Origin of the sequence: Streptomyces sp. NPDC002580 (genome assembly GCF_042889485.1) — a bacterium.
In the GTDB taxonomy this organism is placed as follows: domain Bacteria; phylum Actinomycetota; class Actinomycetes; order Streptomycetales; family Streptomycetaceae; genus Streptomyces.
In genome coordinates this window covers 233,576-257,179 of sequence record NZ_JBIAQZ010000003.1, presented here as the reverse complement: position 1 = coordinate 257,179, position 23,604 = coordinate 233,576, and the positions used below count along the sequence as shown (strand labels likewise).

17 protein-coding genes and 2 tRNA genes are annotated in these 23,604 nt (G+C 69.5%); 7 read left to right on the top strand and 12 right to left on the bottom strand.

Going from position 1 to position 23,604, the window contains the following annotated elements; genetic code table 11:
* Positions 1-551: 551 nt before the first annotated feature.
* Positions 552-624, bottom strand: a tRNA-Ala gene (locus ACFYW7_RS12085).
* A 182-nt stretch (positions 625-806) separates the two neighbouring features.
* On the opposite strand from ACFYW7_RS12085, the gene ACFYW7_RS12080 reads away from it, so the two are divergent.
* Complete coding sequence (locus tag ACFYW7_RS12080; RefSeq protein ID WP_037614940.1) at positions 807-1,355, top strand: transcriptional regulator; 549 nt, start codon at positions 807-809, stop codon at positions 1,353-1,355.
* Positions 1,356-1,484: 129 nt separating this feature from the next.
* A complete protein-coding gene (locus ACFYW7_RS12075; protein WP_389500846.1) occupies positions 1,485-3,572 on the top strand; it encodes a protein kinase in 2,088 nt (695 codons plus the stop codon).
* A 56-nt stretch (positions 3,573-3,628) separates the two neighbouring features.
* Here the strand turns inward: ACFYW7_RS12075 and ACFYW7_RS12070 are convergent, their stop codons facing one another.
* On the bottom strand, positions 3,629-5,173 hold the full coding sequence (locus tag ACFYW7_RS12070; protein ID WP_389500844.1) for a hypothetical protein: 1,545 nt from the start codon (positions 5,171-5,173) through the stop codon (positions 3,629-3,631).
* 225 nt (positions 5,174-5,398) lie between these two features.
* Entirely contained in the window at positions 5,399-5,527 is a 129-nt protein-coding gene (locus ACFYW7_RS12065; protein ID WP_217710499.1) for a DLW-39 family protein, read from the bottom strand.
* A gap of 327 nt (positions 5,528-5,854) precedes the next feature.
* On the opposite strand from ACFYW7_RS12065, the gene ACFYW7_RS12060 reads away from it, so the two are divergent.
* Positions 5,855-6,265: a DUF6344 domain-containing protein gene (locus ACFYW7_RS12060; RefSeq protein WP_389500841.1), complete on the top strand. Its 411-nt coding sequence runs from the start codon at positions 5,855-5,857 to the stop codon at positions 6,263-6,265.
* A gap of 832 nt (positions 6,266-7,097) precedes the next feature.
* Here ACFYW7_RS12060 and ACFYW7_RS12055 read toward each other — a convergent pair.
* From ACFYW7_RS12055 to dnaA, 9 genes are all read right to left on the bottom strand, one after another.
* Positions 7,098-7,174 (bottom strand) — tRNA-Ile (locus ACFYW7_RS12055).
* 101 nt (positions 7,175-7,275) lie between these two features.
* On the bottom strand, positions 7,276-7,998 hold the full coding sequence (locus tag ACFYW7_RS12050; RefSeq protein WP_389500839.1) for a DUF3566 domain-containing protein: 723 nt from the start codon (positions 7,996-7,998) through the stop codon (positions 7,276-7,278).
* Between the two features lie 18 nt (positions 7,999-8,016).
* Positions 8,017-10,608, bottom strand: a complete 2,592-nt coding sequence (gene gyrA, locus ACFYW7_RS12045) for a DNA gyrase subunit A (RefSeq protein WP_389500837.1) — start codon at positions 10,606-10,608, stop codon at positions 8,017-8,019.
* Between the two features lie 42 nt (positions 10,609-10,650).
* On the bottom strand, positions 10,651-12,714 hold the full coding sequence (gene gyrB / locus ACFYW7_RS12040) for a DNA topoisomerase (ATP-hydrolyzing) subunit B (protein ID WP_389500835.1): 2,064 nt from the start codon (positions 12,712-12,714) through the stop codon (positions 10,651-10,653).
* Between the two features lie 1,046 nt (positions 12,715-13,760).
* Complete coding sequence (locus tag ACFYW7_RS12035) at positions 13,761-14,336, bottom strand: DUF721 domain-containing protein (protein ID WP_389500833.1); 576 nt, start codon at positions 14,334-14,336, stop codon at positions 13,761-13,763.
* The gene (gene recF / locus ACFYW7_RS12030; RefSeq protein WP_389500831.1) at positions 14,333-15,457 is read right to left on the bottom strand and encodes a DNA replication/repair protein RecF; all 1,125 of its coding nucleotides are present in this window, start codon (positions 15,455-15,457) and stop codon (positions 14,333-14,335) included. The genes ACFYW7_RS12035 and recF overlap by 4 nt, the downstream gene beginning before the upstream one ends.
* A 140-nt stretch (positions 15,458-15,597) precedes the next feature.
* The gene (gene gnd / locus ACFYW7_RS12025) at positions 15,598-16,473 is read right to left on the bottom strand and encodes a phosphogluconate dehydrogenase (NAD(+)-dependent, decarboxylating) (protein WP_389500828.1); all 876 of its coding nucleotides are present in this window, start codon (positions 16,471-16,473) and stop codon (positions 15,598-15,600) included.
* Positions 16,474-16,665: 192 nt separating this feature from the next.
* Positions 16,666-17,796 (bottom strand): DNA polymerase III subunit beta, encoded by a 1,131-nt coding sequence (gene dnaN / locus ACFYW7_RS12020; protein ID WP_389500826.1) that lies wholly within the window; start codon positions 17,794-17,796, stop codon positions 16,666-16,668.
* A gap of 1,141 nt (positions 17,797-18,937) precedes the next feature.
* Entirely contained in the window at positions 18,938-20,980 is a 2,043-nt protein-coding gene (dnaA, locus tag ACFYW7_RS12015; protein ID WP_389500824.1) for a chromosomal replication initiator protein DnaA, read from the bottom strand.
* Between the two features lie 400 nt (positions 20,981-21,380).
* Here dnaA and rpmH point away from each other — a divergent pair, with 400 nt between their 5' ends.
* The 4 genes from rpmH to yidC are packed head-to-tail and all read left to right on the top strand — an operon-like array spanning position 21,381 to position 23,593.
* Positions 21,381-21,518, top strand: coding sequence for a 50S ribosomal protein L34 (gene rpmH / locus ACFYW7_RS12010; RefSeq protein WP_100597229.1), 138 nt, complete (start codon positions 21,381-21,383; stop codon positions 21,516-21,518).
* 21 nt (positions 21,519-21,539) lie between these two features.
* On the top strand, positions 21,540-21,911 hold the full coding sequence (gene rnpA, locus ACFYW7_RS12005) for a ribonuclease P protein component (RefSeq protein WP_389500820.1): 372 nt from the start codon (positions 21,540-21,542) through the stop codon (positions 21,909-21,911).
* Positions 21,908-22,261 (top strand): membrane protein insertion efficiency factor YidD, encoded by a 354-nt coding sequence (gene yidD, locus ACFYW7_RS12000; RefSeq protein WP_266760612.1) that lies wholly within the window; start codon positions 21,908-21,910, stop codon positions 22,259-22,261. Before rnpA ends, yidD begins: the two co-directional genes overlap by 4 nt.
* A gap of 3 nt (positions 22,262-22,264) precedes the next feature.
* Positions 22,265-23,593, top strand: coding sequence for a membrane protein insertase YidC (yidC, locus tag ACFYW7_RS11995; RefSeq protein WP_389500818.1), 1,329 nt, complete (start codon positions 22,265-22,267; stop codon positions 23,591-23,593).
* The last annotated feature ends 11 nt before the right edge of the window (positions 23,594-23,604 follow it).

Sequence of the window (23,604 nt, the reverse complement as noted above, 5' to 3'; positions counted from 1 at the left end):
GGCCCCCGGGGGACCCGCCCACGCACGGCGTGTAGGGGGGGGCGGCGCGCCCCCCCCCCAATTTATCCCCACACACCACCCCCGGGGCGGGGGGGGGGGGCGGGCCCCCCCCCCCGCGGCGATGTTTCACGTGGAACAGCCGGGCGGGACCGGCGGTGCCCTGCGGGCGATTTACCCGAACCGCTCACGGTGACGTTTGCAACGGTCTTCATGTGCGGCATCCGTGGAGATGTTGTTGACGGAATGCGCCGACCCGGTTACTCGGCAGCCCGCACGGCAGCTCACACAAGGGCCCTGGCCGGACCCGTCGCGCGCCGGTGGCGCCCCGGCCGACCGCGCGGCGGATCCCCGGGCCCCGCGCCGGCCATCCGTTTGCGCAAAGAAATGCAACGACTGCAAACCCCCTCTTTGTGACGCACGTCACCGAGGGCCGGCGCATGGGTCTCCGGCCTGCCCGACGACCACCTCACGGCAGGTCCGCACACGGTCGAAAGGGGGACATACGAAAACCGGCCAGACGCCGTTGTCGGGCGTCTGGCCGGTCCGAGGTGTGGAGCCTAGGGGAGTCGAACCCCTGACATCTGCCATGCAAAGACAGCGCTCTACCAACTGAGCTAAGGCCCCGTAAGGGGAGCGTCCGACCACAGAAACCATCCGTCGACGGGCGCCGCAGACCAGAGTACCGGGTCACCCCCGGGATCTCGCAAAAAAGATGGGGGTCCCCGTGGACGACCACTCTCCGTAAGATGCTCGACGTGGTTCGCTGTCGCGAACCGCGGTACTTGGGGAAGCGATGGGGAGACGCAATGGACGCCGCACAGCAGGAAGCAACCGCGAGAGCCCGGGAGCTGCAGCGGAACTGGTACGGGGAGCCGTTGGGGGCGCTCTTCCGTAGGCTCATAGAAGACCTGGGCCTGAACCAGGCGCGTCTTGCCGGGGTGCTGGGGCTCTCCGCGCCCATGTTGTCGCAGCTGATGAGCGGCCAGCGGGCCAAGATCGGCAATCCCGCGGTGGTCCAGCGCGTGCAGCTCCTGCAGGACCTGGCGGGGCAGGTCGCCGACGGGAGTGTCAGCGCCGCCGAGGCCACCGAGCGGATGGACGAGATCAAGAAGTCCCAGGGGGGATCGGTGCTCAGCAACACCACGCAGTCGACGACGAGTTCAGGAGCTCCGACGGTCAAGCGGGTCGTCCGCGAGATCCAGTCGCTGCTCCGCTCGGTCGCGGCGGCCGGGGACATCATCGACGCGGCGGACACCCTCGCCCCGACCCACCCGGAACTGGCAGAGTTCCTCCGGGTCTACGGCGCCGGCCGTACCTCCGACGCGGTCGCGCACTACCAGTCCCACCAGAGCTGAGCCGACCGCCCGGCCGTCGACCGCCCGGCGCTGGAGGCCCGAACAACCTTCCAGCCGCCGCACGTCAGGCAGCCGGGCGCCTCGGAAGAGGTCTCCGGACCGACCGCCGAAGGGGAGCGACGCACGACCATGGGTGAGGTCTTCGCAGGCCGGTACGAACTGGTCGACCCGATCGGGCGCGGGGGAGTCGGTGCGGTGTGGCGCGCCTGGGACCACCGACGGCGCCGCTACGTGGCCGCCAAGGTGCTCCAGCAGAGCGACGCGCACGCGCTGTTGCGCTTCGTGCGGGAACAGGCGCTGCGCATCGACCATCCGCACGTACTGGCTCCGGCCAGTTGGGCGGCCGACGACGACAAGGTCCTGTTCACGATGGACCTGGTCGCCGGGGGCTCCCTGGTCCACCTGGTCAACGACTACGGCCCGCTGCCTCCCCTCTTCGTCTGCACCCTGATCGACCAGCTCCTGGCGGGCCTCGCCGCCGTGCACGCGGAGGGGGTCGTCCATCGCGACATCAAGCCCGCCAACGTGCTCCTCGAGGCGACCGGCACGGGCCGGCCGCGGTTGCGCCTGTCCGACTTCGGCATCGCGATGCGGCTCGGTGAGCCACGGCTCACCGAGACCAACTACGTGGTGGGAACCCCGGGTTACTTCGCGCCGGAGCAACTGCTGGGCTCCGAACCCGATTTCCCCGCCGACCTGTTCGCCACGGGTCTGGTCACCCTGTACCTCCTGGAAGGCGCCAAGCCCGACGCCAAGGCGCTGATCGAGTACTTCGCCGAGCACGGCACGCCGTCCGCCCCACGAGGGATACCCGAGCCTCTGTGGCAGGTCGTGGCGATGCTCCTCCAACCGGACCCGGACGCCCGCTTCCGCACCGCCACAGGGGCGCGCAAGGCCCTCGCCGCGGCAGTCGAGTTGCTGCCCGAGCCCGGCCCCGACGACGAACTGATCGAGGTCTTCGACCAGATCGGCCCGCTGCCGGAGGGATTCGGCCCCACGGGCCCTTCGGAAGGGGGCAACGCCTCCGCGATCGGTCCACGAGCCGTGTCCTCCCGTCGCCGTCCGGAGACCGGAACCGGAACCGGCACAGGCACAGGCACCGACACCCGGACCGACACCGGGGTCGACACCCGAACCGGTACCGGCATCGAGCCCCGTGCCGGTACCGAGTCCGGTGCGGCTGTTGAGTCCGGTGCCGCTACCGACTCCGCCTCCCTGTCGGCCTCCCGCCCGCCTTCCCGCTCCACCTCAGGGTCCGGTTCCGACTCCCGCCCCCACCCCGATTCCGGTTCGAGCCCCGTCCCCGACCCCCGCTCCGAAGTCTTCCGCGCCCCGGATCCCTCGCCCGCCCCTGACGAGGGATCCAGCTCCGGACAGGTCCCCGGAGTGGGGAAACCCGTCCCGGGGAACGTCCGGCCCGGTCCCGGGGCCGAAGCGGAGAGCGCGGATCTCGGCGCCGAACGCGGGCTCCCGGAATTCCGCCCCGGAGACGAGGGGCAGGCCCCCGCCCAGGGCGCCGTGGACCCGAGGCCCGCCGAGGACGGCGTACAGCCTCGGCCCGCTCCCGTCGACGCGCGAGTTCAGCCCGCCCCTGAGCCTCCGCGGCCGCTGGCCGCCCCCGCCGCCGTCCAGCCCCTGCCCGCTTCCGAGGACGCCGGGCTTCTCACCGCCCCGGGTGCCACATCCCCGGACCCCGTCGTCTCCAGGACCTCCGCTCGACCCTCGTCGATGTCGGACACCGGCAGTTTCCATCTGCCGCCGCCGCGCTCCGAGACCGGCACCGGCTCCCCGCGCCGGCCGCGGGCCGAGGCTCCGCCCCGCCTGCCCCCGTACCCCCCGGAACAGCGGCACCACCAGGCGGCGCCGGAGACGCCGCCCAACCCGCCCGCCTCCGTACCGCCCCCCGCCCCGCTCTATCCGCCGCCCTTCGACCCGACCCCGACGCCCACGACCGCTGCCACACCCGTACCCGCGCGAGCGGCGGCCCCCCATCGGCTCCCGGCCCCGTCCCCCGACGTCCAGCAGCACACGTACGCCCCCACCGCCGCGTACACCGCTCGGTCCGTTCAGAATCCGCCTCGGACGACGGTGGTCACAAAGGGCCGCAGAAGGCGCGCCCGACCCCGTCCGGGGCCATCCGCCAAGATCGCGGTGCCGATGCTCCTGGTCGCCCTGGCCTGTTTCGCGGTGGGGTTCTGGGCACTGAGCCAGGTCTGAGGCCACGGGTGGGGCGGCCGAGGGCCGAGAGGCACCACGGACGGGGCGGCCGGGTACTAGCCGCTCCGTGGTGCCCCGTGCTCCCAAGGCGCCCGCACCGGTGCCGACGGCCGGCCCGAAGCGGTCTCCGCCTCCTCCGGCGCGGGCCCGTAGGCCGTCGCCGCCCGCCGCCTCGCGACCAGGGTCCACAGGCCGAGCGTCAGCGTCAGTACGGTGCCGGTGCCGATTCCCCCCGCAGCGACCAGCTTCATGGTCCCGCTTCGGCCCTGGCCACCACTCCCACCGTCCCCCGTGCCCTCCGTACCGTCGCCGTCGGCGTCGTCGGAGTCCCCCGTCGGCACCGCGAAGACGTCCTGGGGCCTCGCCGGTCCCGCGTACTCGGGGCCCGCACCCGCCGCTCCGGCCGTGCTCACCCGCAGGGTCAGCCCGAACGGTCCCTCGCCGAAGTGGTCGCCCACCTGCGCGGCGAGATGGACCACCAGGTAGTAGGAACCCGCGAACCGCATTCCGCTCACACGGTCGCTCAGGGCGTAGCGGTTCTCGTAGGCGACGGGAGGAAGGGGGCGGAACGCGGCGGAGCGCTGGCCGCCGGCGTATCCGGTGGCGACGTCGTCGACGAAGCCGCGTACCGGGTTGTAGAGGGACATCGTCATGGCCGTGCCCACAGAGCCGTCGCCGCCGCTCGAACTGCCCAGGGACGCGGTGGCGTAGAGCTGCTGGCCCCAGCCGACCGGCACCTTGTAGAAGCGCGTCTGCCCGGGGCCGATGGCGTCCTGCCAGACTCCCTGTCCCAGTGAACCGGCCCTGCTGAATCCCGCCCCGCCGACGCGGTGCTTCGGGTCCCCCGCCACGGCCTCGGGCGACGCGGAGTTCCAGGCCTCCGGAGCGCTCGTCGAAGCGGGCGCCTCCTTCAGACCGGGCTCCGAGACGCAGCTGAGTTCCAGGTCCCACACGCGGGACGGGGAGGACGTCGTGGCGGCCGGATCCGTCCCGCCCGCCGCACCCGGCGCTCCGGTGCGTTCGACGACCACGTAGTACGTTCCCGCCGTCTGGCAGGCGTACCGCTTACCGCCCGTCTCCCGGGAAGCCCCGGCGGCGATGGGATGCGGGCTCTGGGTGGCCCCGAAGTGAGCCGTTCCGGAGGAGCCGCAGTTGCGGCCGTCGGCGTCCTGGAGGGAGACCTTGAGGCCGTCCGAGTAGGAGACCCGCACGCCGGGCCGCGGGATCGCGGTGGCGGCCACGTACGCGGTGGACACGGAGTCGAGTTCGAGACGGTAGTAGAGCCTGCCCTCCCGGCCCGCGGGTCCTACGGAGCTCTTGTACGTGTGGCCGGGCTCGAGGCGCTCGGAGTAGGTCGTGTCCACCGCGCCCTCGACGGTGGTGGCGTCCTCGGCGAAGGAGTACGGCCCGGGCGTCCCCTCGACGGCCGTCCTCGTGCCGGCCGCCGCGGTCCGGACCCCCGCGGGCTCGGAGGCGGCGGCCCGGTCCACCAGCGTCGGGGACCCGCACAGCGCGGCCGCCGCCATGACGGTGAGCACCCGGCCGTGCCACGACCTCGCGCCCCGGCCCTCGGCACGCCGGCCCCCTGTGCGCCGCCCCATCACGCGCCACCCCTCGTCGCAGCCCTGAGGCGGACCATCCTGCCCCGTCGGCCTCCGCGGCACCCGCGCTATCGGCGGGAGCGGCCGAAAGGCAACGGCCGCCCGGCCGTCATTGTCCGCGGGTCCGCCCGTTTCGCACGCTTTCGCGATGCGTCCGGGCTCCGGAAAACACAAAACCCCGACCGCGAGGGCGGCCGGGGTCTGGTCCGAGACTGTTGTCGGTACTCACGAACCCGTGGGCACGGAGTCAGTTGCCTCCGTCCACAGGTCCTGCTCGGCGCGATCCGCCTGGATCTGGCGGTACACGAGGAGCCCGCCGATGGCAGCCAGTGCGATCAGGAGAAGCTTCTTCACCGCGCGACCTCGTCTTTCGTTGATTTAGGGGACCTCTGCCGCCCGACTATACACACCGACCGATATCGATCGGTGACCTGGATCGGCCCTCAACTACGGCCCCTCACGCAGCAGTAGACAGGGATCCGACCGCTCCGATCTCAGGGTGATCACGCATCGCGGAAAGTAACTTCCCCTGTCATCCATGGACTTTTCTTGGCTTTTACTGCCAAACGGGTGGTGTTCATCTGAACATCAACGCGCCACGTGCGCAGGTCCACCACTTCGCGGCCCGCATACACATGATGAGGAAAGTACGCAAATCGCCCGACCCGAAAGTGAGGGGCCATGACCCAGAACAAGGTCATGAAGCTGTGGACCGCCATCGTCACCGCCTTCCTGGCGCTGTGCACGACGCTGGGACTCATCACGACCACCGCGGCCGCCGCGGTACCGCAGGCCGGCCCGGTCCGCAACGCCGAGGTGTCCGTGACGGCCCCTGCGCCGACTCAGGGAACCTGGTCCCACAGCCGGGCACTGCCCCCCACCATGAAGCAACGCATCCGCGCCGAGGCCCACGGCTCCTCGCCGAGCTGCCGCCACCGCACACCGGCGGACGACGCCCTGACGGACCCCGCCGCCCCCGCCGATCCGGAGGCCGCCGTCGGCCCCGAAGCCTGCTCCGGCCCCGAGGCCCTCACAGCGCCCGCCACGGAGCCCCTGACCCGCCTCGCAGCCTCGGCACCCCTCCAGCGCTGAGACCCGCGCGGGGAGCACCGTACGAGGTCGGCACGAGAAGTCGGCACGAGCGGCGAGCACCCTGAGAGAAGTCGGTACGAGAAGTCGGTACGAGCAACAGGCACGGGACCCGGTCCTCCGCCCGGGGCCTCCAGCACGGGACGCCGTCCCTCGCCGGTCACCCGCGGTCGACACAGCGCGCCTCCCCGGCCCCTTCCCGTCCTTGCGCCCCTCTCCTCCCCTTCTCCCCCTCACAGCTCCTCCCGGTCGCGCACGCGCCCCTTCATGCGGCCCAGCGCGTGACCCACACCCCTCACATACCCTGACGTAGCGGCGAACTTGCGTACAAAGCACCCAGGGCGAAGGCCCGGCGACTCGGACGAGTCGCCGGGCCTTCGACGTTTCACGGAGCCAGGACCGACCTTCTCTTCAGAGCCCGGTGGAACGGTCAGCCCGAAAGGGCTCCTCACGGACCTTCAGCCGCCCGGTGGGCCTCGCGGTCTCCACCCGATCGGCGTCCGGCGGGCCCGCCACCGCGGCGGCACCCTGCGGCCACCGCCACGGGACACAGCCCGCCGGAAGTCCCCCGCTTCGACCGGCGCGCCCCGAACGCCGCCACCGACCGGATCCACACCGGCCCTACGAGGATGGGCGCGCCCTGGAGGATCCAGGGGCCGGTTCCGGCCCCTGGAAGCCCGCTCCAGGCTCCCGCGTCCCAAAGAGACCGTCATGGCCGGGGCGGCGCCGTCTACTCCGACTCCATCAGGATCGGGATCGGTCATCGCGCCGCAGGACGGATATCAGCCGTGGACGCCGAAGAACCCCGGTCCAAAAGGACCGGGGTTCTTCGTACTGGTGGGGCTAACAGGATTTGAACCTGTGGCCTCATCCTTATCAGGGATGCGCTCTAACCAACTGAGCTATAGCCCCGCCGCGCTTTGCGGTGTGTGTCCCGCGCGCTGACCTCTGAAGATTAGCGCACGACGCGGCCAGTCCCAAAATCGATAGTCGGAGGGCGTTTGAGCGGACCCTCACTCGTCCTCTGCGAGCGTCAGCTCGACACCGCCGACGAAGCCGGCGGAGAGGTTGTAGATGAACGCTCCGAGGGTCGCCAGAGCGGTCGCGAGGACCACGTCGATGACCGCGATGACGGACGTGAACATCAGGACGTGCGGGAGCGAGAGGAACGACTGCAGGTCGAAGCCGTTCGACTCGTTCGAGCCCGTCGCCTCGGAGATCGTGCCGCCGACGGTCGAGAAGACGCCCATGGCGTCCATGACCATCCACAGCACCGCGGCCGCCACGATCGTGCAGATGCCGAGCGCGATGGAGAGCAGGAAACTGACCTTCATCACCGACCACGGGTCGGCCTTGGCCACCCGCAGCCGAGCCTTGCGCGTGCGCGGCGTCGTGCGGGCCCCCGTGCGCGGTCGGCGGACCGCGCCCGACGGCGGCTGCGCCGGATACGCCTGCGGCGGGTGGTACGGCTGCGTGGGCTGCTGGCCCGGTCGCTCACCGGGCAGCGGCGACGGCGACACCGGCGCCGGACCTGCCGACGGCACGCTCGGCGGCGTGGGCGCCCCGACCGGAGCCGCCTTCCCGCCCGCGTACTGCTGGGCCTGCTGGTCTCGGGTGTCCGTCACAGTTCCCCCCTGGGATCCATGAGAGTCATGGGAGTCAGTCGCCTCCGTGGCGGTGCCACGGCCGCCGTCCGTTTCCGTACCGGTCGATCCGGCGCCCGTGGCTCCGCTCACGAATACTCACTCCTCGCGCTACTCGGCCGAGGACGACTCGCCCTCTTCCGTACCGACAGCCTCGATGCCTTCGGCGTTCTCGTCCACGGCGTCACCGCCGTCGACCTCTTCCGCCTCACGACCGGCCTCGGCGTTACGAGCGATGCCGACCACGGCATCGCGCTTGCCCAGGTTGATCAGTTGGACGCCCATGGTGTCACGGCCCGTCTCCCTGACCTCGTTGACTCGCGTACGAATCACACCACCGGACAGTGTGATGGCGAGGATCTCATCGGTCTCCTCGACCACCAGCGCGCCGACGAGGGAACCGCGGTCCTCGACGATCTTGGCGGCCTTGATACCCAGGCCACCACGACCCTGGACGCGGTACTCGTCGACGGCGGTCCGCTTCGCGTACCCACCGTCTGTCGCAGTGAACACGAACGTACCGGGTCGAACAACATTCATCGAGAGAAGCTCATCGCTCTCGCGGAAACTCATGCCCTTGACGCCCGAGGTCGCACGGCCCATCGGTCGCAAAGCGTCATCCGTCGCGGTGAACCTGATCGACTGAGCCTTCTTGCTGATCAGAAGCAGATCGTCCTCGGCCGAGACGAGTTCGGCTCCGATCAGTTCGTCGTCGGATCCGTCCTCCGTCTCACGGAGGTTGATCGCGATGACGCCACCGGCGCGAGGCGAATCGTAATCCTTGAGCGGGGTCTTCTTGACCAGTCCGCCCTTGGTGGCCAGCACCAGGTAGGGCGCCGCCTCGTAGTCACGGATGGCGAGGATCTCGGCGATCGCCTCGTCCGGCTGGAAGGCCAGCAGGTTCGCCACGTGCTGTCCACGCGCGTCGCGTCCGGCGTCCGGGAGCTCGTACGCCTTGGCCCGGTAGACGCGGCCCTTGTTGGTGAAGAACAGCAGCCAGTGGTGCGTCGTCGACACGAAAAAGTGGTCGACGATGTCGTCCTGCTTCAGCTTCGTACCGCGGACGCCCTTGCCGCCCCGCTTCTGCGAGCGGTAGTCCTCCGTCTTGGTGCGCTTGATGTAGCCGCCGCGCGTGATGGTGACGACGATGTCCTCTTCGGCGATCAGGTCCTCGATGGACATGTCACCGTCGAAGGGCACCAGCTTGGAGCGCCGGTCGTCACCGAACTTCTCGACGATCGCGGCGAGCTCGTCGCTGATGATGCCGCGCTGGCGCTCCGGCGAAGCCAGGATCGCGTTGTACTCGCGGATCTTGGCCTGGAGCTCGTCGTGCTCCTGGATGATCTTCTGGCGTTCCAGGGCGGCCAGTCGGCGCAGCTGCATCTCGAGGATCGCGTTGGCCTGGATCTCGTCGATCTCCAGGAGGCCCATCAGGCCCTCTCGCGCGATCTCCACGGTGTCGCTGCGCCGGATCAGGGCGATGACCTCGTCGATGGCGTCCAGGGCCTTCAGGAGGCCCCGCAGGATGTGCGCGCGCTCCTCGGCCTTGCGCAGCCGGAACTTCGTCCGGCGGACGATGACCTCGATCTGGTGCGTCACCCAGTGGCGGATGAACGCGTCCAGGGAGAGGGTGCGCGGCACTCCGTCGACGAGCGCCAGCATGTTCGCGCCGAAGTTCGTCTGCAGATCGGTGTGCTTGTAGAGGTTGTTCAGGACGACCTTGGCGACCGCGTCCCTCTTGAGCACGATCACGAGCCGCTGACCGGTACGCGAGCTGGTCTCGTCACGGACGTCCGCGATGCCGCCGACCTTGCCGTCCTTGACCAGGTCGGCGATCTTCTGCGCGAGGTTGTCCGGGTTGACCTGGTACGGGAGTTCGGTGACCACCAGGCACTGGCGGTTCTGGATCTCCTCGACGTCGACGACCGCGCGCATCGTGATGGAGCCGCGGCCCGTGCGGTAGGCCTCCTCGATGCCCTTGCGGCCCACCACGAGGGCGCCGCTCGGGAAGTCGGGGCCCTTGATGCGCTCGATCAGCGCGTCCAGGAGCTCCTCGTGGGAGGCCTCGGGGTTCTCCAGGTACCACTGGGCGCCGGCCGCGACCTCGCGCAGGTTGTGCGGCGGGATGTTGGTGGCCATACCGACCGCGATGCCCGCCGAGCCGTTGATCAGCAGGTTCGGGAAGCGGGCCGGCAGGACCGTCGGCTCCTGGTTGCGGCCGTCGTAGTTGTCCGTGAAGTCGACGGTCTCCTCGTCGATGTCACGGACCATCTCCATGGACAGCGGCTTCAGCTTGCACTCGGTGTACCGCATGGCGGCCGCCGGGTCGTTGCCGGGAGATCCGAAGTTGCCGTTGGAGTCCACCAGCGGCATCCGCATCGACCACGGCTGCGCGAGGCGGACCAGCGCGTCGTAGATCGAGGAGTCGCCGTGCGGGTGGTACGTGCCCATGACGTCGCCGACGACGCGGGCGCACTTGTAGAAGCCCTTCTCGGGCCGGTAGCCGCCGTCGTACATGGCGTACAGGACGCGGCGGTGGACGGGCTTGAGACCGTCCCGTACGTCGGGCAGCGCGCGCGACACGATGACGGACATCGCGTAGTCGAGGTACGAGCGCTGCATCTCGGTCTCGAGCCCGACGGGCTCGAGACGCAGGACGATGTCGCCGTCTTCAGGAGTGCTCGGCGTGTTCTCGTCGGTCATTGCTGGTGAAGATCCTTTCTGACGCGGTCAGCTGAGACCGACTCAGATGTCGAGGAAGCGGACGTCCTTGGCGTTGCGCTGGATGAACGCGCGGCGTGCCTCGACGTCCTCGCCCATGAGGACCGAGAACAGGTCGTCGGCCTGGGCGGCGTCGTCGAGCGTGACCTGGCCGAGCACGCGGTGCTCCTGGTCCATGGTCGTGATGCGCAGTTCCTCGGCGTTCATCTCGCCGAGACCCTTGAAGCGCTGGATCGAGTCCTCGCGGACCCGCTTGCCGGCCTGGCGGCCGAGCTCGATCAGCGCGTCGCGCTCGCGGTCCGAGTACGCGTACTCGAAGTCGTCCCGGCCCCACTTGATCTTGTACAGCGGCGGGCGGGAGAGGAACACGTGCCCGGCCTCGACCAGCGGCCGCATGAAGCGGAACAGGAAGGTCAGCAGCAGGGTGTTGATGTGCTGGCCGTCGACGTCGGCGTCCGCCATCAGAATGATCTTGTGATAGCGGAGCTTCGCGATGTCGAAGTCCTCGTGGACCCCGGTACCGAAGGCGGAGATCAGTGCCTGGATCTCCTGGTTCTGCAGGATCTTGTCGATCCGCGCCTTCTCGACGTTGAGGATCTTTCCTCGGATCGGGAGGATCGCCTGGTACTGCGGGTTGCGGCCGGACTTGGCCGAGCCGCCGGCGGAGTCACCCTCGACGATGAAGATCTCGCACTTGGTGGGGTCGTTCGACTGGCAGTCGGAGAGCTTGCCCGGCAGCGACGCCGACTCCAGGAGGCCCTTGCGGCGGGTGAGGTCACGCGCCTTGCGGGCCGCCACGCGCGCGGTGGCCGCCTGGATGGACTTGCGGATGATGTCCGCGGCCTCGTTCGGGTTGCGGTCCAGCCAGTCGTTGAGGTGCTCGTAGACCGCCTTCTGGACGAAGGTCTTGGCCTCCGTGTTGCCCAGCTTGGTCTTGGTCTGGCCCTCGAACTGAGGCTCGCTCAGCTTCACCGAGATGATCGCGGTCAGACCCTCGCGGATGTCGTCACCCGTGAGGTTGTCGTCCTTCTCGCGAAGCAGCTTCTTGTCGCGCGCGTACTTGTTGATGAGCGAGGTCAGCGCCGCACGGAAGCCCTCCTCGTGCGTACCGCCCTCGTGGGTGTGGATGATGTTGGCGAAGGAGTAGACGCCCTCGGTGTAGCCGCTGTTCCACTGCATCGCGACCTCGAGGGACAGGCTCTTGTCCTTGTCCTCCGCCTCGAGGTCGATGACGGTGGGGTGCACCGCGTCTCCCTTGCGGGAGTTGAGGTACTTCACGAAGTCGACGATGCCGCCTTCGTAGTGGTACGTGACGGTCTTGACCTCGTCCTTCTCGTCAGCACCCGCCTCGTCCGCCCCGGCGGTGGCCTTCGCCGAGTCGCGCTCGTCAGTGAGTTTGATCGTCAAACCCTTGTTGAGGAACGCCATCTCCTGGAAACGCCGCGAGAGCGTCTCGAAGGAGTACTCCGTGGTCTCGAAGATGTCCGCGTCGGCCCAGAAGGTCACCGAGGTGCCGGTCTCGTCCGTGGCCTCGTGCTTCGAGAGCGGGGCCGTCGGAACGCCCAGCTTGTAGTCCTGCGTGTACCGGTGGCCGTCCGTCTTGACCTCGACGGAGATCTTGCTCGACAGGGCGTTCACGACGGAGACGCCGACGCCGTGCAGACCGCCGGAGACCGCGTAGCCGCCGCCGCCGAACTTGCCTCCCGCGTGCAGGACGGTCAGCACGACCTCGAGGGCCGGCTTGCCCTCGGACGCGACGATGCCCACCGGGATGCCGCGGCCGTTGTCGACGACGCGTACGCCACCGTCCGGGAGGATCGTGATCTCGATCGTGTCCGCGTGGCCGGCGAGCGCCTCGTCGACCGAGTTGTCCACCACCTCGTACACGAGGTGGTGAAGTCCACGCTCGCCCGTCGAACCGATGTACATGCCGGGTCGCTTGCGGACCGCGTCCAGACCCTCGAGGACGGTGATGGCACTGGCGTCGTACGAGGCTGTGACCTCGCCGTTCGCGCCGATGTCGGTGGACGGGATGTTCTCGTTGGGGTTGCCGGAATCGGCCACGAAGCGCCCTTTCTGGCACAGCACAAGCCGAACTCCCGGCGGGTGGCCGGAGCGGCTGCGGCGTGATGCGTTGGTAAGCCTTGGTCAGCGTTGCTCGGTGCGTCCCACAAGTGGGGCGGGATTATCTTCCAGTCTACCGGTAGCGCCGACAGTGATGGGGGTTTGCCGGTACCTGAGTCCGCATGTGCCGCCCTGAACCGGACTCGTCCGACTCCCCATATACGGACCAGGGCCCAAAGAGGCTTACAGCGGCACTCAGCGCTTCGAGGTGTCAACCCTTGGCTACTGACGAGTCAGGGCGAGGTCCGGCACCGCGCGCGGTTGACCTCGGCGGTCGTCCGGAGCCTCTCCGAAGAGACCTCGCGGGACGGGCGGAGCGGGTTCCTGGCGGCGTCTGACATGGCTCTGACCAGGGACGATCGATGGTGGGGCGCTTCCGGGAACGGGGCCGGCGAAGTGCCGGGACGGCCGCGGTCGAACGCACCCGCCGACCCGAGGGATCGGCGGGTCGTCCGCGGGCGGGGGCCCCGACAGGGGCGAAGCCGCGGCCGACGCCGACCGCCCCTGACGTACGGCGACCGCGCGCGGGCCGAAGGGGCCCTCGAAGCGCTCGTTCTCGGCCACGCACGACCGCCCGAAAACATTCCTCGTCGATCGGCTCCACGGTCGGGCGCGGCCACGATCACCGGGCTCGGCGACCCGGCTCTCCCACCGCCCGACGGAGCGAACGGCACCACGCCGGCAGGGTCGTTCGCGGTGGAGGGCGGAACATGGCCGGAGTCGCCCGCCCCGAGGTCGCCGCCGCCGACGGCGGCGTCCGTCACGGCCTGCCGGGGGCGGGACCGGGGCGTCGTTCCGGGTGCCGCCGCGAACGGTCGCCGCCAGGGGAGCCGAGGTTCGCCGAGGGCCGGGTGGACGGTCCTCCGCAGGGACTCAGGGACGACCGACACCGGCGACCGCGGGTACCGGGTCGATGCGCCTACGGAGGCGAACGACAGGTGTGGCGCGGGCCGGTCGGGCTCCGACGCGCACGGCGGACCTTACGCGGCCCGCCGGTCACCGTCGGCCGGTCACCCGTAGGTGTCGCCGGGGCCCGTGCTGCCCGGGGCGCGCAGCGGCCCGAAGCGGCGCGGCGGGCCTGCGGGCCCCTGGACCTTGATCAGACGTACCGCGCCGTGACCGAGGTCCTGGTTCAGCCGTGCGACCAACTGCGGTGCCAGCAGGCGCAGCTGGGTCGCCCAGGCGGTCGAGTCGCACTGGACCGTCAGCACCCGCTCGGCCGGGTCGTCGTCGTAGCGCAGCGGAACACAGTGGTTGGCCAGGTCCTCGCCGACGATCTGCGGCCAGCGGCCCATCACGCCGCCCACCGCGGCCGGGGTCTCCCAGCCGCGCTCGGTGAGCAGCCGGTTGATGGCGGCGCCGAGCGCCAGGGGGTCACGTCCGTCGGCACCCGAGCCGGAGCGCAGACCGCCGCCACGGCGGGCCTGCTTCTTCTGCTGGGCCGCGTCCCCACGCGCGCGTGCCTGCTCCTTCGCGGCGCGCAGCGCCACGCGCGCGAGGTCGACGCCGGAGTGCTCGGGGGTCTTCCCGCGGGGTGCGGCGCCGGAACCGCCCTCGGCTCCGGCTCCCGATGTGTTCTCCGTCATACGCGCTCCACCGTTCCTTCGGACACGGCGTACCGCGTCCCGGTCAGAACATCCGGCACGTCGTCGTCCACGGCGGCCGTCACCAGCACCTGCTCACCGGGGGCGACGAGCTCCGCGAGGCGTTCCCGGCGGCGGCTGTCCAGCTCCGCGAAGACGTCGTCGAGGACCAGCACCGGCTCGTTGCCCTCCGCCCTGAGCAGGTCGTACGAGGCCAGCCGCAGCGCCAGCGCGTACGACCAGGACTCGCCGTGGGAGGCGTACCCCTTGGCGGGCAGCTGCCCGAGCCTGAGCACCAGATCGTCCCGATGGGGCCCTACGAGGGTCACGCCCCGCTCGATCTCCGGCTTGCGGGCCTCTTCCATGGCGGCCATCAGCTGCGCGTAGAGCTCCTCGCGCGCGTGGGCCGTGATGCCGGGCGAGGACGGCTTGTACTCCAGGGCCACGGGCCCGCCGCCGGGCGCCAGCTGTTCGTAGGCCTTGTCGGCCAGCGGTTGGATCGCGGCGACCAGTTCGAGGCGCTGGGCGAGCAGTTCCGCGCCCACCCGGGCGAGGTGCTGGTCCCACACCTCGAGCGTGGACAGGTCCATGGTGCGGCCGCCGTGCCGCCGTGCCAGCGCGGCCGACTTCAGGAGGGTGTTGCGCTGCTTGAGGACCCGGTCGTAGTCGGACCGGACGCCCGCCATGCGCGGGGAACGGGCGGTGATCAGTTCGTCGAGGAACCGGCGCCGCTCACCGGGGTCGCCCTTGATCAGGGCGAGGTCCTCGGGGGCGAACAGCACGGTCCGCACGATGCCGAGCACGTCGCGGGGCCTGACCTGGGAGGACCTGTTGATACGGGCGCGGTTGGCCTTGCCGGGATTCAGCTCCAGCTCGATGAGCTGCTGGCGCTCGCCCTGGCGGACGTTGGCCCGGACGATCGCGCGGTCGGCGCCCATGCGGACGAGCGGCGCGTCGGAGGAGACACGGTGGCTGCCCAGGGTCGCGAGGTAGCCGACCGCCTCGACCAGGTTCGTCTTGCCCTGTCCGTTGGGGCCCACGAACGCGGTGACGCCCGGGTCCAGCGGTACCTCGACCCGGGCGTACGAGCGGAAGTCGGCCAGCGACAGATGCGTGACGTGCATGGTCGTTCGCCGACCTCCCCCAGCATGGTGTTTCCGGTGTTACGGGTTCTCCCCGGGATCCGTGCGGACCCCGGTCCTCAGCTTCTTCCCCCGGCTGTGGACAACCGGGTCACCCGGGTGTGGAGAACCCGGGGCGTCGATCAGGCCTTCTCGACGGCGTGGCCGCCGAACTGGTTGCGCAGGGCCGCGATCATCTTCATCTGCGGCGAGTCGTCCTGCCGCGAGGCGAAGCGGGCGAACAGCGACGCGGTGATCGCCGGGAGCGGCACCGCGTGGTCGATGGCGGCCTCCACGGTCCACCGGCCCTCGCCGGAGTCCTGTGCGAAGCCCTTGAGCTTCTCCAGGTGCTCGTCCTCGTCCAGCGCGTTGACGGCGAGGTCGAGCAGCCAGGAACGGATGACCGTGCCTTCCTGCCAGGAGCGGAAGACCTCGCGCACGTCCGTGACGGAGTCGACCTTCTCGAGCAGCTCCCAGCCCTCGGCGTAGGCCTGCATCATGGCGTACTCGATGCCGTTGTGGACCATCTTCGCGAAGTGGCCCGCACCGACCTTGCCGGCGTGCACCGCTCCGAAGTCACCCTCGGGCTTGAGGGCGTCGAAGATCAGCTGCACCGCGGCGACGTGCTCGGCGTGGCCGCCGTACATCAGCGCGTAGCCGTTCTCCAGGCCCCAGACACCGCCCGAGACACCGCAGTCGACGAAGCCGATGCCCTTGATGCCCAGCTCGACGGCGTGCTTCTCGTCGTCCGTCCAGCGCGAGTTGCCGCCGTCCACGACGACGTCACCCGGCTCCAGCAGCGCGGCCAGTTCGTCGACCGTGGACTGGGTCGCGGCGCCCGCCGGGACCATGACCCACACGACACGCGGGCCCTTGAGCCTGCCCACAAGTTCTTCCAGGCTGTGGACATCGGCGAGGTCCGGGTTGCGGTCGTATCCGATGACGGTGTGGCCTGCGCGGCGGATCCGCTCGCGCATGTTGCCGCCCATCTTGCCGAGGCCGACGAGACCGAGCTCCATCAGTTGTTCCTTAGGGGTTGCGACGTGGCGTGAGGGCACTCTCGTACCTGGTCCGAGCCTAGACCTGGGGGTACCACCCACGCCTTTCGGGCACCTGGGGAACTCACGCACATCTGTGGGCATAGCCGCTCAGACGTATGCCCGCCCACGGTGCGGCCCGCCGGACCCCTGGGGACCGGCGGGCTCCGAAGGTCAGCCCGACAGGCGCACCGGCATGATCAGGTACTTGTAGGCCTCGTCCGCCTCGGCGTCCACGGCGGGCTTGCCGCTGAGCAGCGCGGGCTTCGTGGACGTCGTGAAGGAGAGCTGGGCCACCGGCGAGTCGATGGCGCTGAGGCCGTCGAGCAGGAACGTCGGGTTGAAGGCGATCGAGACGTCGTCGCCCTCCAGCTGGGCGTCGACCCTCTCCACAGCCTGTGCGTCGTCGCTGGAGCCGGCCTCCAGGATCAGCACGCCCTGCTCGAAGCTCAGGCGCACCGGGGTGTTCCGCTCGGCGACCAGGGCCACGCGCTTGACGGCCTCCACGAAGGGGGCGGTCTCGATGACGGCGATCGAGTTGAACTCCGTCGGGAACAGCGAGCGGTACTTCGGGAGGTCGCCTTCGAGCAGACGGGTGGTCGTACGGCGCCCGGCGCCCTCGAAGCCGATCAGACCCTCGCCCGCGCCGGAACCGGACAGGGCCAGGATCACGCTGTCGCCGCTCGTGAGGGCCTTGGCGGTGTCCAGGAGCGTCTTGGCGGGCACCAGGGCGACCGCGGACGCCTCCGGGTTCTCCGGCTTCCACAGGAACTCACGGACCGCGAAGCGGTAGCGGTCGGTGGACGCCAGGGTGACCCGGTCGCCCTCGATCTCGATCCGCACGCCGGTGAGCACGGGGAGCGTGTCGTCGCGGCCGGCCGCGATGGCCACCTGGGCGGCGGCGGAGGCGAAGACCTCACCGGGGACGGTGCCGGTCGCCGACGGCATCTGTGGAAGGGCCGGGTACTCCTCCACAGGCAGGGTGTGGAGGGTGAACCGTGAGGAGCCGCAGACCACGGTGGCCCGTACACCGTCTGTGGAAATCTCAACCGGCCGGTTGGGGAGGGCGCGGCAGATGTCGGCGAGGAGGCGGCCGGACACGAGGACCGTGCCCTCCTCGTCGATCTCCGCGTCGACGGAGACCCTCGCCGAGACCTCGTAGTCGAAGCTGGAGAGGCTCAGGGCGCCCTGCTCGGCCTTCAGCAGGAGGCCTGCGAGCACCGGAGCCGGCGGGCGGGCCGGGAGGCTGCGTGCCGCCCAGGCCACTGCCTCCGCGAGTACGTCGCGTTCCACCCGGATCTTCACCGTTGCCGCCTCCGTCTGTTGCCGGCGCTCTCGCCCTGCTGGCCTTCGTCGTCTGTCGCGGTGTCGTTCGGTCCTGTGAGGGGAAGGACACCGGGGACCAGTCTGACGCACCGCGCTGACAGTCGGTGCCCCTCGGGGTCAAGTCGTGCCGAGCGGCACCTGAGCCGCCGAGAGCGAGTTGTGCACAGCCCCCACTTCGAAACGGTTTCCAGGCTCTCTCTAGTTGGTCTTAGTAGTAGGCCCTGTGGAAACCGTGGATAACCCCGTTTTCGCAGCTCAGAGGCGTTTTTTTATCCACCGAGCCTGTGGGTGGAGGCGGTGGACAACCGGGGCTGTCTGTGGACGACGAAAAGTTCTGCACACTCGATGCACAGGCAGGGGCCAGTTCTCCCCAGATCCGTCCCCAGCTTTACCCGCGTTCCCCACAGGCCAACCCGGCGCCTTGGTGTGACGCCTTTCACTCGACGCAGTGAGCGGACGCGTTGTGTTGCCGAACAGTGGACAGAGGTGTGGAGAAGCCGAGGATCACTGGGGACAACCGGCTCGAGCCTGTGGGCCGCCAGTGGACAACTTCGTGCACGGCCTGTGGATCTTTTCTTTGTCCACAGCCTGTGGAGAATCTTCGTCCACGAATCCACAGGCGGTTGACCTGGTCTGATGCTCTTTCAACAGTGCTGCCTGTGGACACTATCTGGACAACTTCGCAGTCCCCAGGGTGTGGACACCAGAAAGTCACCACATCTGTGGAGAGAGCCCGTAACCAAGCGCGGATTCGAACAGCAGGTGTCGGGCCGGTAGCGGTGCGGACGGGACGGGAGACCCCTGAGCGGGTGTCAGAACCCCTCGGGAAGCGTTTCCGGACCCCTCGGAGGGGGTCTTCGGACCGCTCCGATGCCGCGGCTGAGCCGTTCCGAGCGCGCGCCAGGACTCGCGGAACGTGGGGGGAACCGGCTCCGCGCGTACGGCGATCCGGCCCTCGGACGGTGCGGGGCGGCCCGGAGCGTGTGGAGTTGCCCGGAGCGCGCGCCGGGACGGGAACGGCGAAGGGCGCCCCGGGACGATGTCCCGGGGCGCCCTTGCCTGGTACGGCAGCCTCCGACGTCGGCCGAACCCGCCGACCGTGCCGGCGGCGTGAGCCCTGTCAGCCGTTCTTGATGCGGTTCGTGAGTTCGGTGACCTGGTTGTAGATGGAGCGGCGCTCGGCCATCAGCGCGCGGATCTTGCGGTCCGCGTGCATCACGGTCGTGTGGTCGCGGCCGCCGAACTGCGCGCCGATCTTCGGCAACGACAGATCGGTCAGCTCCCGGCACAGGTACATGGCGATCTGCCGTGCCGTCACCAGGACGCGGCTGCGCGAGGACCCGCACAGGTCGTCCACCGTGAGCCCGAAGTAGTCGGCGGTGGCCGCCATGATCGCGGTCGCGGTGATCTCCGGGGACGAGTCCTCGCCTCCGGGGATCAGGTCCTTGAGGACGATCTCCGTCAGACCGAGGTCCACCGGCTGCCGGTTGAGCGACGCGAACGCCGTCACCCGGATCAGCGCCCCTTCCAGCTCGCGGATGTTCCGCGAGATCCGGGACGCGATGAACTCCAGCACCTCCGGCGGAGCGTTGAGCTGCTCCTGCACCGCCTTCTTGCGGAGGATGGCGATACGGGTCTCGAGCTCGGGCGGCTGGACGTCGGTGGTCAGACCCCACTCGAAGCGGTTCCGCAGACGGTCCTCGAGCGTCACCAGCTGCCGGGGCGGCCGGTCGCTGGAGAGCACGATCTGCTTGTTCGCGTTGTGGAGCGTGTTGAACGTGTGGAAGAACTCCTCCTGCGTCGACTCCTTGTCCGCGAGGAACTGGATGTCGTCGACGAGCAGGATGTCCATCTCCCGGTACCGCTTGCGGAAGCTGTCGCCCTTGCCGTCCCGGATGGAGTTGATGAACTCGTTGGTGAACTCCTCCGAGCTCACGTACCGGACCCGTGTGCCCGGGTAGAGGCTGCGCGCGTAGTGCCCGATCGCGTGCAGCAGGTGCGTCTTGCCGAGTCCCGACTCCCCGTAGATGAAGAGGGGGTTGTACGCCTTCGCCGGCGCCTCGGCCACGGCCACGGCGGCGGCGTGCGCGAACCGGTTCGACGCGCCGATCACGAACGTGTCGAAGAGGTACTTCGGGTTCAGCCGCGCGGTGGGCTCGCCGGGGCCCGGCACCGCCGGGGACTGCGAGGCCTTCGGCCCGGTGGCACCGCCCCCGGACGGCAGCGGGGAACCGCCCCGGCGCCCCGGACCGCCGCCGGACGGATCCTGAAGATCACGGCGGTCGGGACGCTGGTCGTAGTCCTGGCGCTGCTGCTCGTAGGGCGAGCGGTCCATCGACTGCGGCCGGTAGTCCTGCGGCGGCGAGGCGTAGGGGTCCCGCTCGGGGAAGCCGAGGCGCTGCTGCTGCCAGCCGTAGTCGTCCTGGGCGTGACGCGGCCAGGCACCCGGCTCCGGGCGCTGGTAGTCCGGGTAGGCGGGACGGGCGGTCGGCAGCTGGTCGCCGGGGTCGCCGGGAAGCGGTTCGGAGCGGCCACCGCGGTGGTCGTCGGCGCGGTGCCGGCCGTACCCCTCGTATCCCTCGCGGCGCGGGGAGTCGTACGGGTTGCGGTCGTCGCGCCCCTGACCGCCGTCGTAGCCGCCGCGGGAGTCCTCACGGCTCTGACCGTCGTAGGCGCCGCGCTCGTCCCGGCCCTGGCCGTCGTACGCGTTCCGGTCGTCGCGACCCGGTCCGCCCTCGTACGTGCCGCGCTCGTCCCGTCCCTGACCGCCGTCGTAACCACCGCGGTCCTCGCGGCCCTGGTTCTCGTAGGAGTCACGGCCCTGGCCCGCTCCGGCCGGGATCTCGGGTCCCTCGTAGCGGGGCGGCGCGGGAGCCGCGGGCTCGCCGGCGGAGTCGTCGACGGTGATGGCGATGCGGATGGGGCGGCCGCACTCGCGGCTCAGCGTCTCGCTGACGATCGGGGCGAGCCGGCCTTCCAGCACGTTCTTCGCGAACTCGTTCGGGACGGCGAGCAGGGCGGTGTCCGCGACCAGCGCCAGGGGCTGACAGCGTTTGATCCAGTGCTCGTCCTTCGCCTCGACACCCTGCCCGCGGCCCTCGCCGAGAAGTTGTTCCAGTACGCGTGGCCACACTGCGGCAAGATCGGCAGGTACGTCAGCCACAGGGCACGCTCTCTCACGGGTCCCACGAACGTGTGGTTCTGGGAACAGGTTGGGAAGTCAGTCGGGTGGGGCGGGGACAACAAAACCGCTGGCGCGGTGGGTGAAGGGAACGAATCGGAGTTCAGCCACGGTAGTCAGGGCGACCGGTGCGGTTCAAGTTGTTGTCCCCAGCCTGTGGATAGTGTCTCCCGGCAGAGGCCGGTTTGACCGGATGGCGTAGCCGCGCGTACCGTAACCAGGTCGAGTTGTCGATGGCTGCTGCCGCCTGCCTCCGATGGGCACAGATCGCGAAGAGCGATCGGGAAGCGGTGCACTCGGGCGTAATACGAGTTTCCTCGTGGGCGCACGGTGACAGCCAGGACGGCACCCCGCCACCACCGATTCTTTCTGGAGCCCCCTAGTGAGCAAGCGCACCTTCCAGCCGAACAACCGTCGTCGCGCCAAGACCCACGGCTTCCGCCTGCGGATGCGCACCCGTGCCGGCCGCGCGATTCTCGCGAACCGTCGTGGCAAGGGTCGCGCCGAACTTTCCGCCTGATCACAAACAGGTCATGATCTCGTGCTGCCTACCGAGCATCGGCTGAGGCGGCGCGAAGACTTCGCGACCGCGGTACGCCGAGGACGCCGGGCCGGACGCCCGCTTCTCGTCGTCCATCTACGTAGCGGTGCACCGGACCCGCACGCGCCTGGGGAGAGCGCTCCCTCGACGCGTGCGGGTTTCGTCGTGAGCAAAGCCGTGGGTGGGGCTGTCGTCCGCAACAAGGTGAAGCGCAGGCTTCGCCATCTGATGCGGGACAGAGTCGACCTCTTGCCCCCCGGTAGCCTGGTAGTCGTACGAGCGCTGCCCGGTGCGGGCGACGCCGACCATGAACAGCTGGCCCGAGACCTGGATGCCGCCCTGCAGCGGCTGCTGGGAGGGGGCGCGCGATGAAGTACCCACTGCTTGCTCTCATCAAGCTGTATCAGTGGACGATCAGCCCGTTGCTCGGGCCGGTCTGCAAGTACTACCCGTCGTGCTCCCGATACGGCTACACCGCCATCGACCGGCACGGTGCGATCAAGGGAACGGCACTGACCGCCTGGCGCATCCTCCGGTGCAATCCGTGGTCGCTGGGCGGTGTGGACCATGTTCCGCAGCGCAAGCGTCCACGGTGGCACGAATTGCTGCGTAACGCCTGGCGTGCACGCAAGGGCGGGACCTCCGCCGCCGAACCGGCCACCGGGGAGACCACTGCCCCGGGTCCGGCCGCCGAGACCCCGTCCCATGCTCAAGGAGCCTGATTAGTGGACACGATTGCCGGCCTTTTCAGCTTCATCACGACACCCGTTTCCTGGGTCATCGTCCAGTTCCATGCTGTGTACGGGAAGATCTTCGGTCCCGACACGGGCTGGGCCTGGGGCTTGTCCATCGTGTCCCTGGTGATCCTGATCCGTATCTGCCTGATCCCGCTCTTCGTGAAGCAGATCAAGGCCACTCGGGCCATGCAGACGCTGCAGCCCGAGATGAAGAAGATCCAGGAGCGCTACAAGAACGACAAGCAGCGCCAGTCCGAAGAGATGATGAAGCTGTACAAGGAGACGGGTACCAACCCGCTCTCCTCGTGCCTTCCCATCCTGGCCCAGTCGCCGTTCTTCTTCGCGCTGTACCACGTGCTCAACGCCATCGCCACGGGCAAGACGATCGGTGTCATCAACGAGGACCTGCTCGCCAGCGCCCGTCAGGCGCACATCTTCGGTGCCCCGCTCGCTGCCAAGTTCACCGACAGCGCCGCGAAGGTCGAAGCGCTCGGTGCCACGCTGACCGACGTCCGTGTCGTCACCGCGATCATGATCGTGATGATGTCGGCTTCGCAGTTCTACACCCAGCGTCAGCTGATGACGAAGAACGTCGACACCACGGTGAAGACGCCCTTCATGCAGCAGCAGAAGATGCTGATGTACGTCTTCCCGGTCATGTTCGCCGTCTTCGGCATCAACTTCCCGGTCGGTGTCCTCGTCTACTGGCTGACCACCAACGTGTGGACCATGGGTCAGCAGATGTATGTCATCCGCAACAACCCGACCCCGGGTTCGAAGGCTCAGGCCGCCTACCTGGATCGCCTGCAGAAGAGCGTCACGCAGCACGGCAAGACGCGTCGCCGCGGCGAGAAGGCCATCGTCAAGGCGATTGTCGCGAAGGGCCGCGACCGTAACGAGTTCGAGCGCAAGTTCATCAACGGCCTGACCAAGGCGGGCCTCGTGGCCCAGCCGGACGGTGCCGTGACGACCGGCGAGAACACGACGGTCGTCGAGACCGAGGACGGCACCACGACGACCACGGCGGCCCCCGCTCCCAAGCGGCAGCAGCCGAAGCGGCAGTCCAAGTCGCAGCGTCAGTCGGGTGTGGTGCCGGCCGGTACCGCCAAGCCGACGGACGAGGCCGAGCCGAAGACCTCGCTGACCAAGTCCGACGAGCCGCAGGACGCCAAGCCCTCCGCCGCACAGCCCGCCACCGGAAGCGGCAGCAAGCCCGCGACCGGAAGTGGCGGCAAGCCCGGCGCCGGTACCCGCAGCAAGGCCCAGTCCGGACAGCGCAAGGGCCCGCAGCGGCCCAAGTCCCCGTCCAAGAAGTAAGAAGGAGTCCA

What these genes read in the sequence shown, in the direction of transcription:
- ACFYW7_RS12075 (WP_389500846.1), top strand. Translation starts at nt 1,485, where the DNA reads ATGGGTGAGGTCTTCGCAGGCCGGTACGAACTGGTCGACCCGATCGGG.
- gnd (WP_389500828.1), bottom strand. Translation starts at nt 16,473, where the DNA reads ATGGAGCTCGGTCTCGTCGGCCTCGGCAAGATGGGCGGCAACATGCGC.
- ACFYW7_RS12070 (WP_389500844.1), bottom strand. Translation starts at nt 5,173, where the DNA reads ATGGGGCGGCGCACAGGGGGCCGGCGTGCCGAGGGCCGGGGCGCGAGG.
- recF (WP_389500831.1), bottom strand. Translation starts at nt 15,457, where the DNA reads ATGCACGTCACGCATCTGTCGCTGGCCGACTTCCGCTCGTACGCCCGG.
- gyrA (WP_389500837.1), bottom strand. Translation starts at nt 10,608, where the DNA reads ATGACCGACGAGAACACGCCGAGCACTCCTGAAGACGGCGACATCGTC.
- ACFYW7_RS12035 (WP_389500833.1), bottom strand. Translation starts at nt 14,336, where the DNA reads ATGACGGAGAACACATCGGGAGCCGGAGCCGAGGGCGGTTCCGGCGCC.
- ACFYW7_RS12080 (WP_037614940.1), top strand. Translation starts at nt 807, where the DNA reads ATGGACGCCGCACAGCAGGAAGCAACCGCGAGAGCCCGGGAGCTGCAG.
- ACFYW7_RS12060 (WP_389500841.1), top strand. Translation starts at nt 5,855, where the DNA reads ATGACCCAGAACAAGGTCATGAAGCTGTGGACCGCCATCGTCACCGCC.
- yidD (WP_266760612.1), top strand. Translation starts at nt 21,908, where the DNA reads ATGAAGTACCCACTGCTTGCTCTCATCAAGCTGTATCAGTGGACGATC.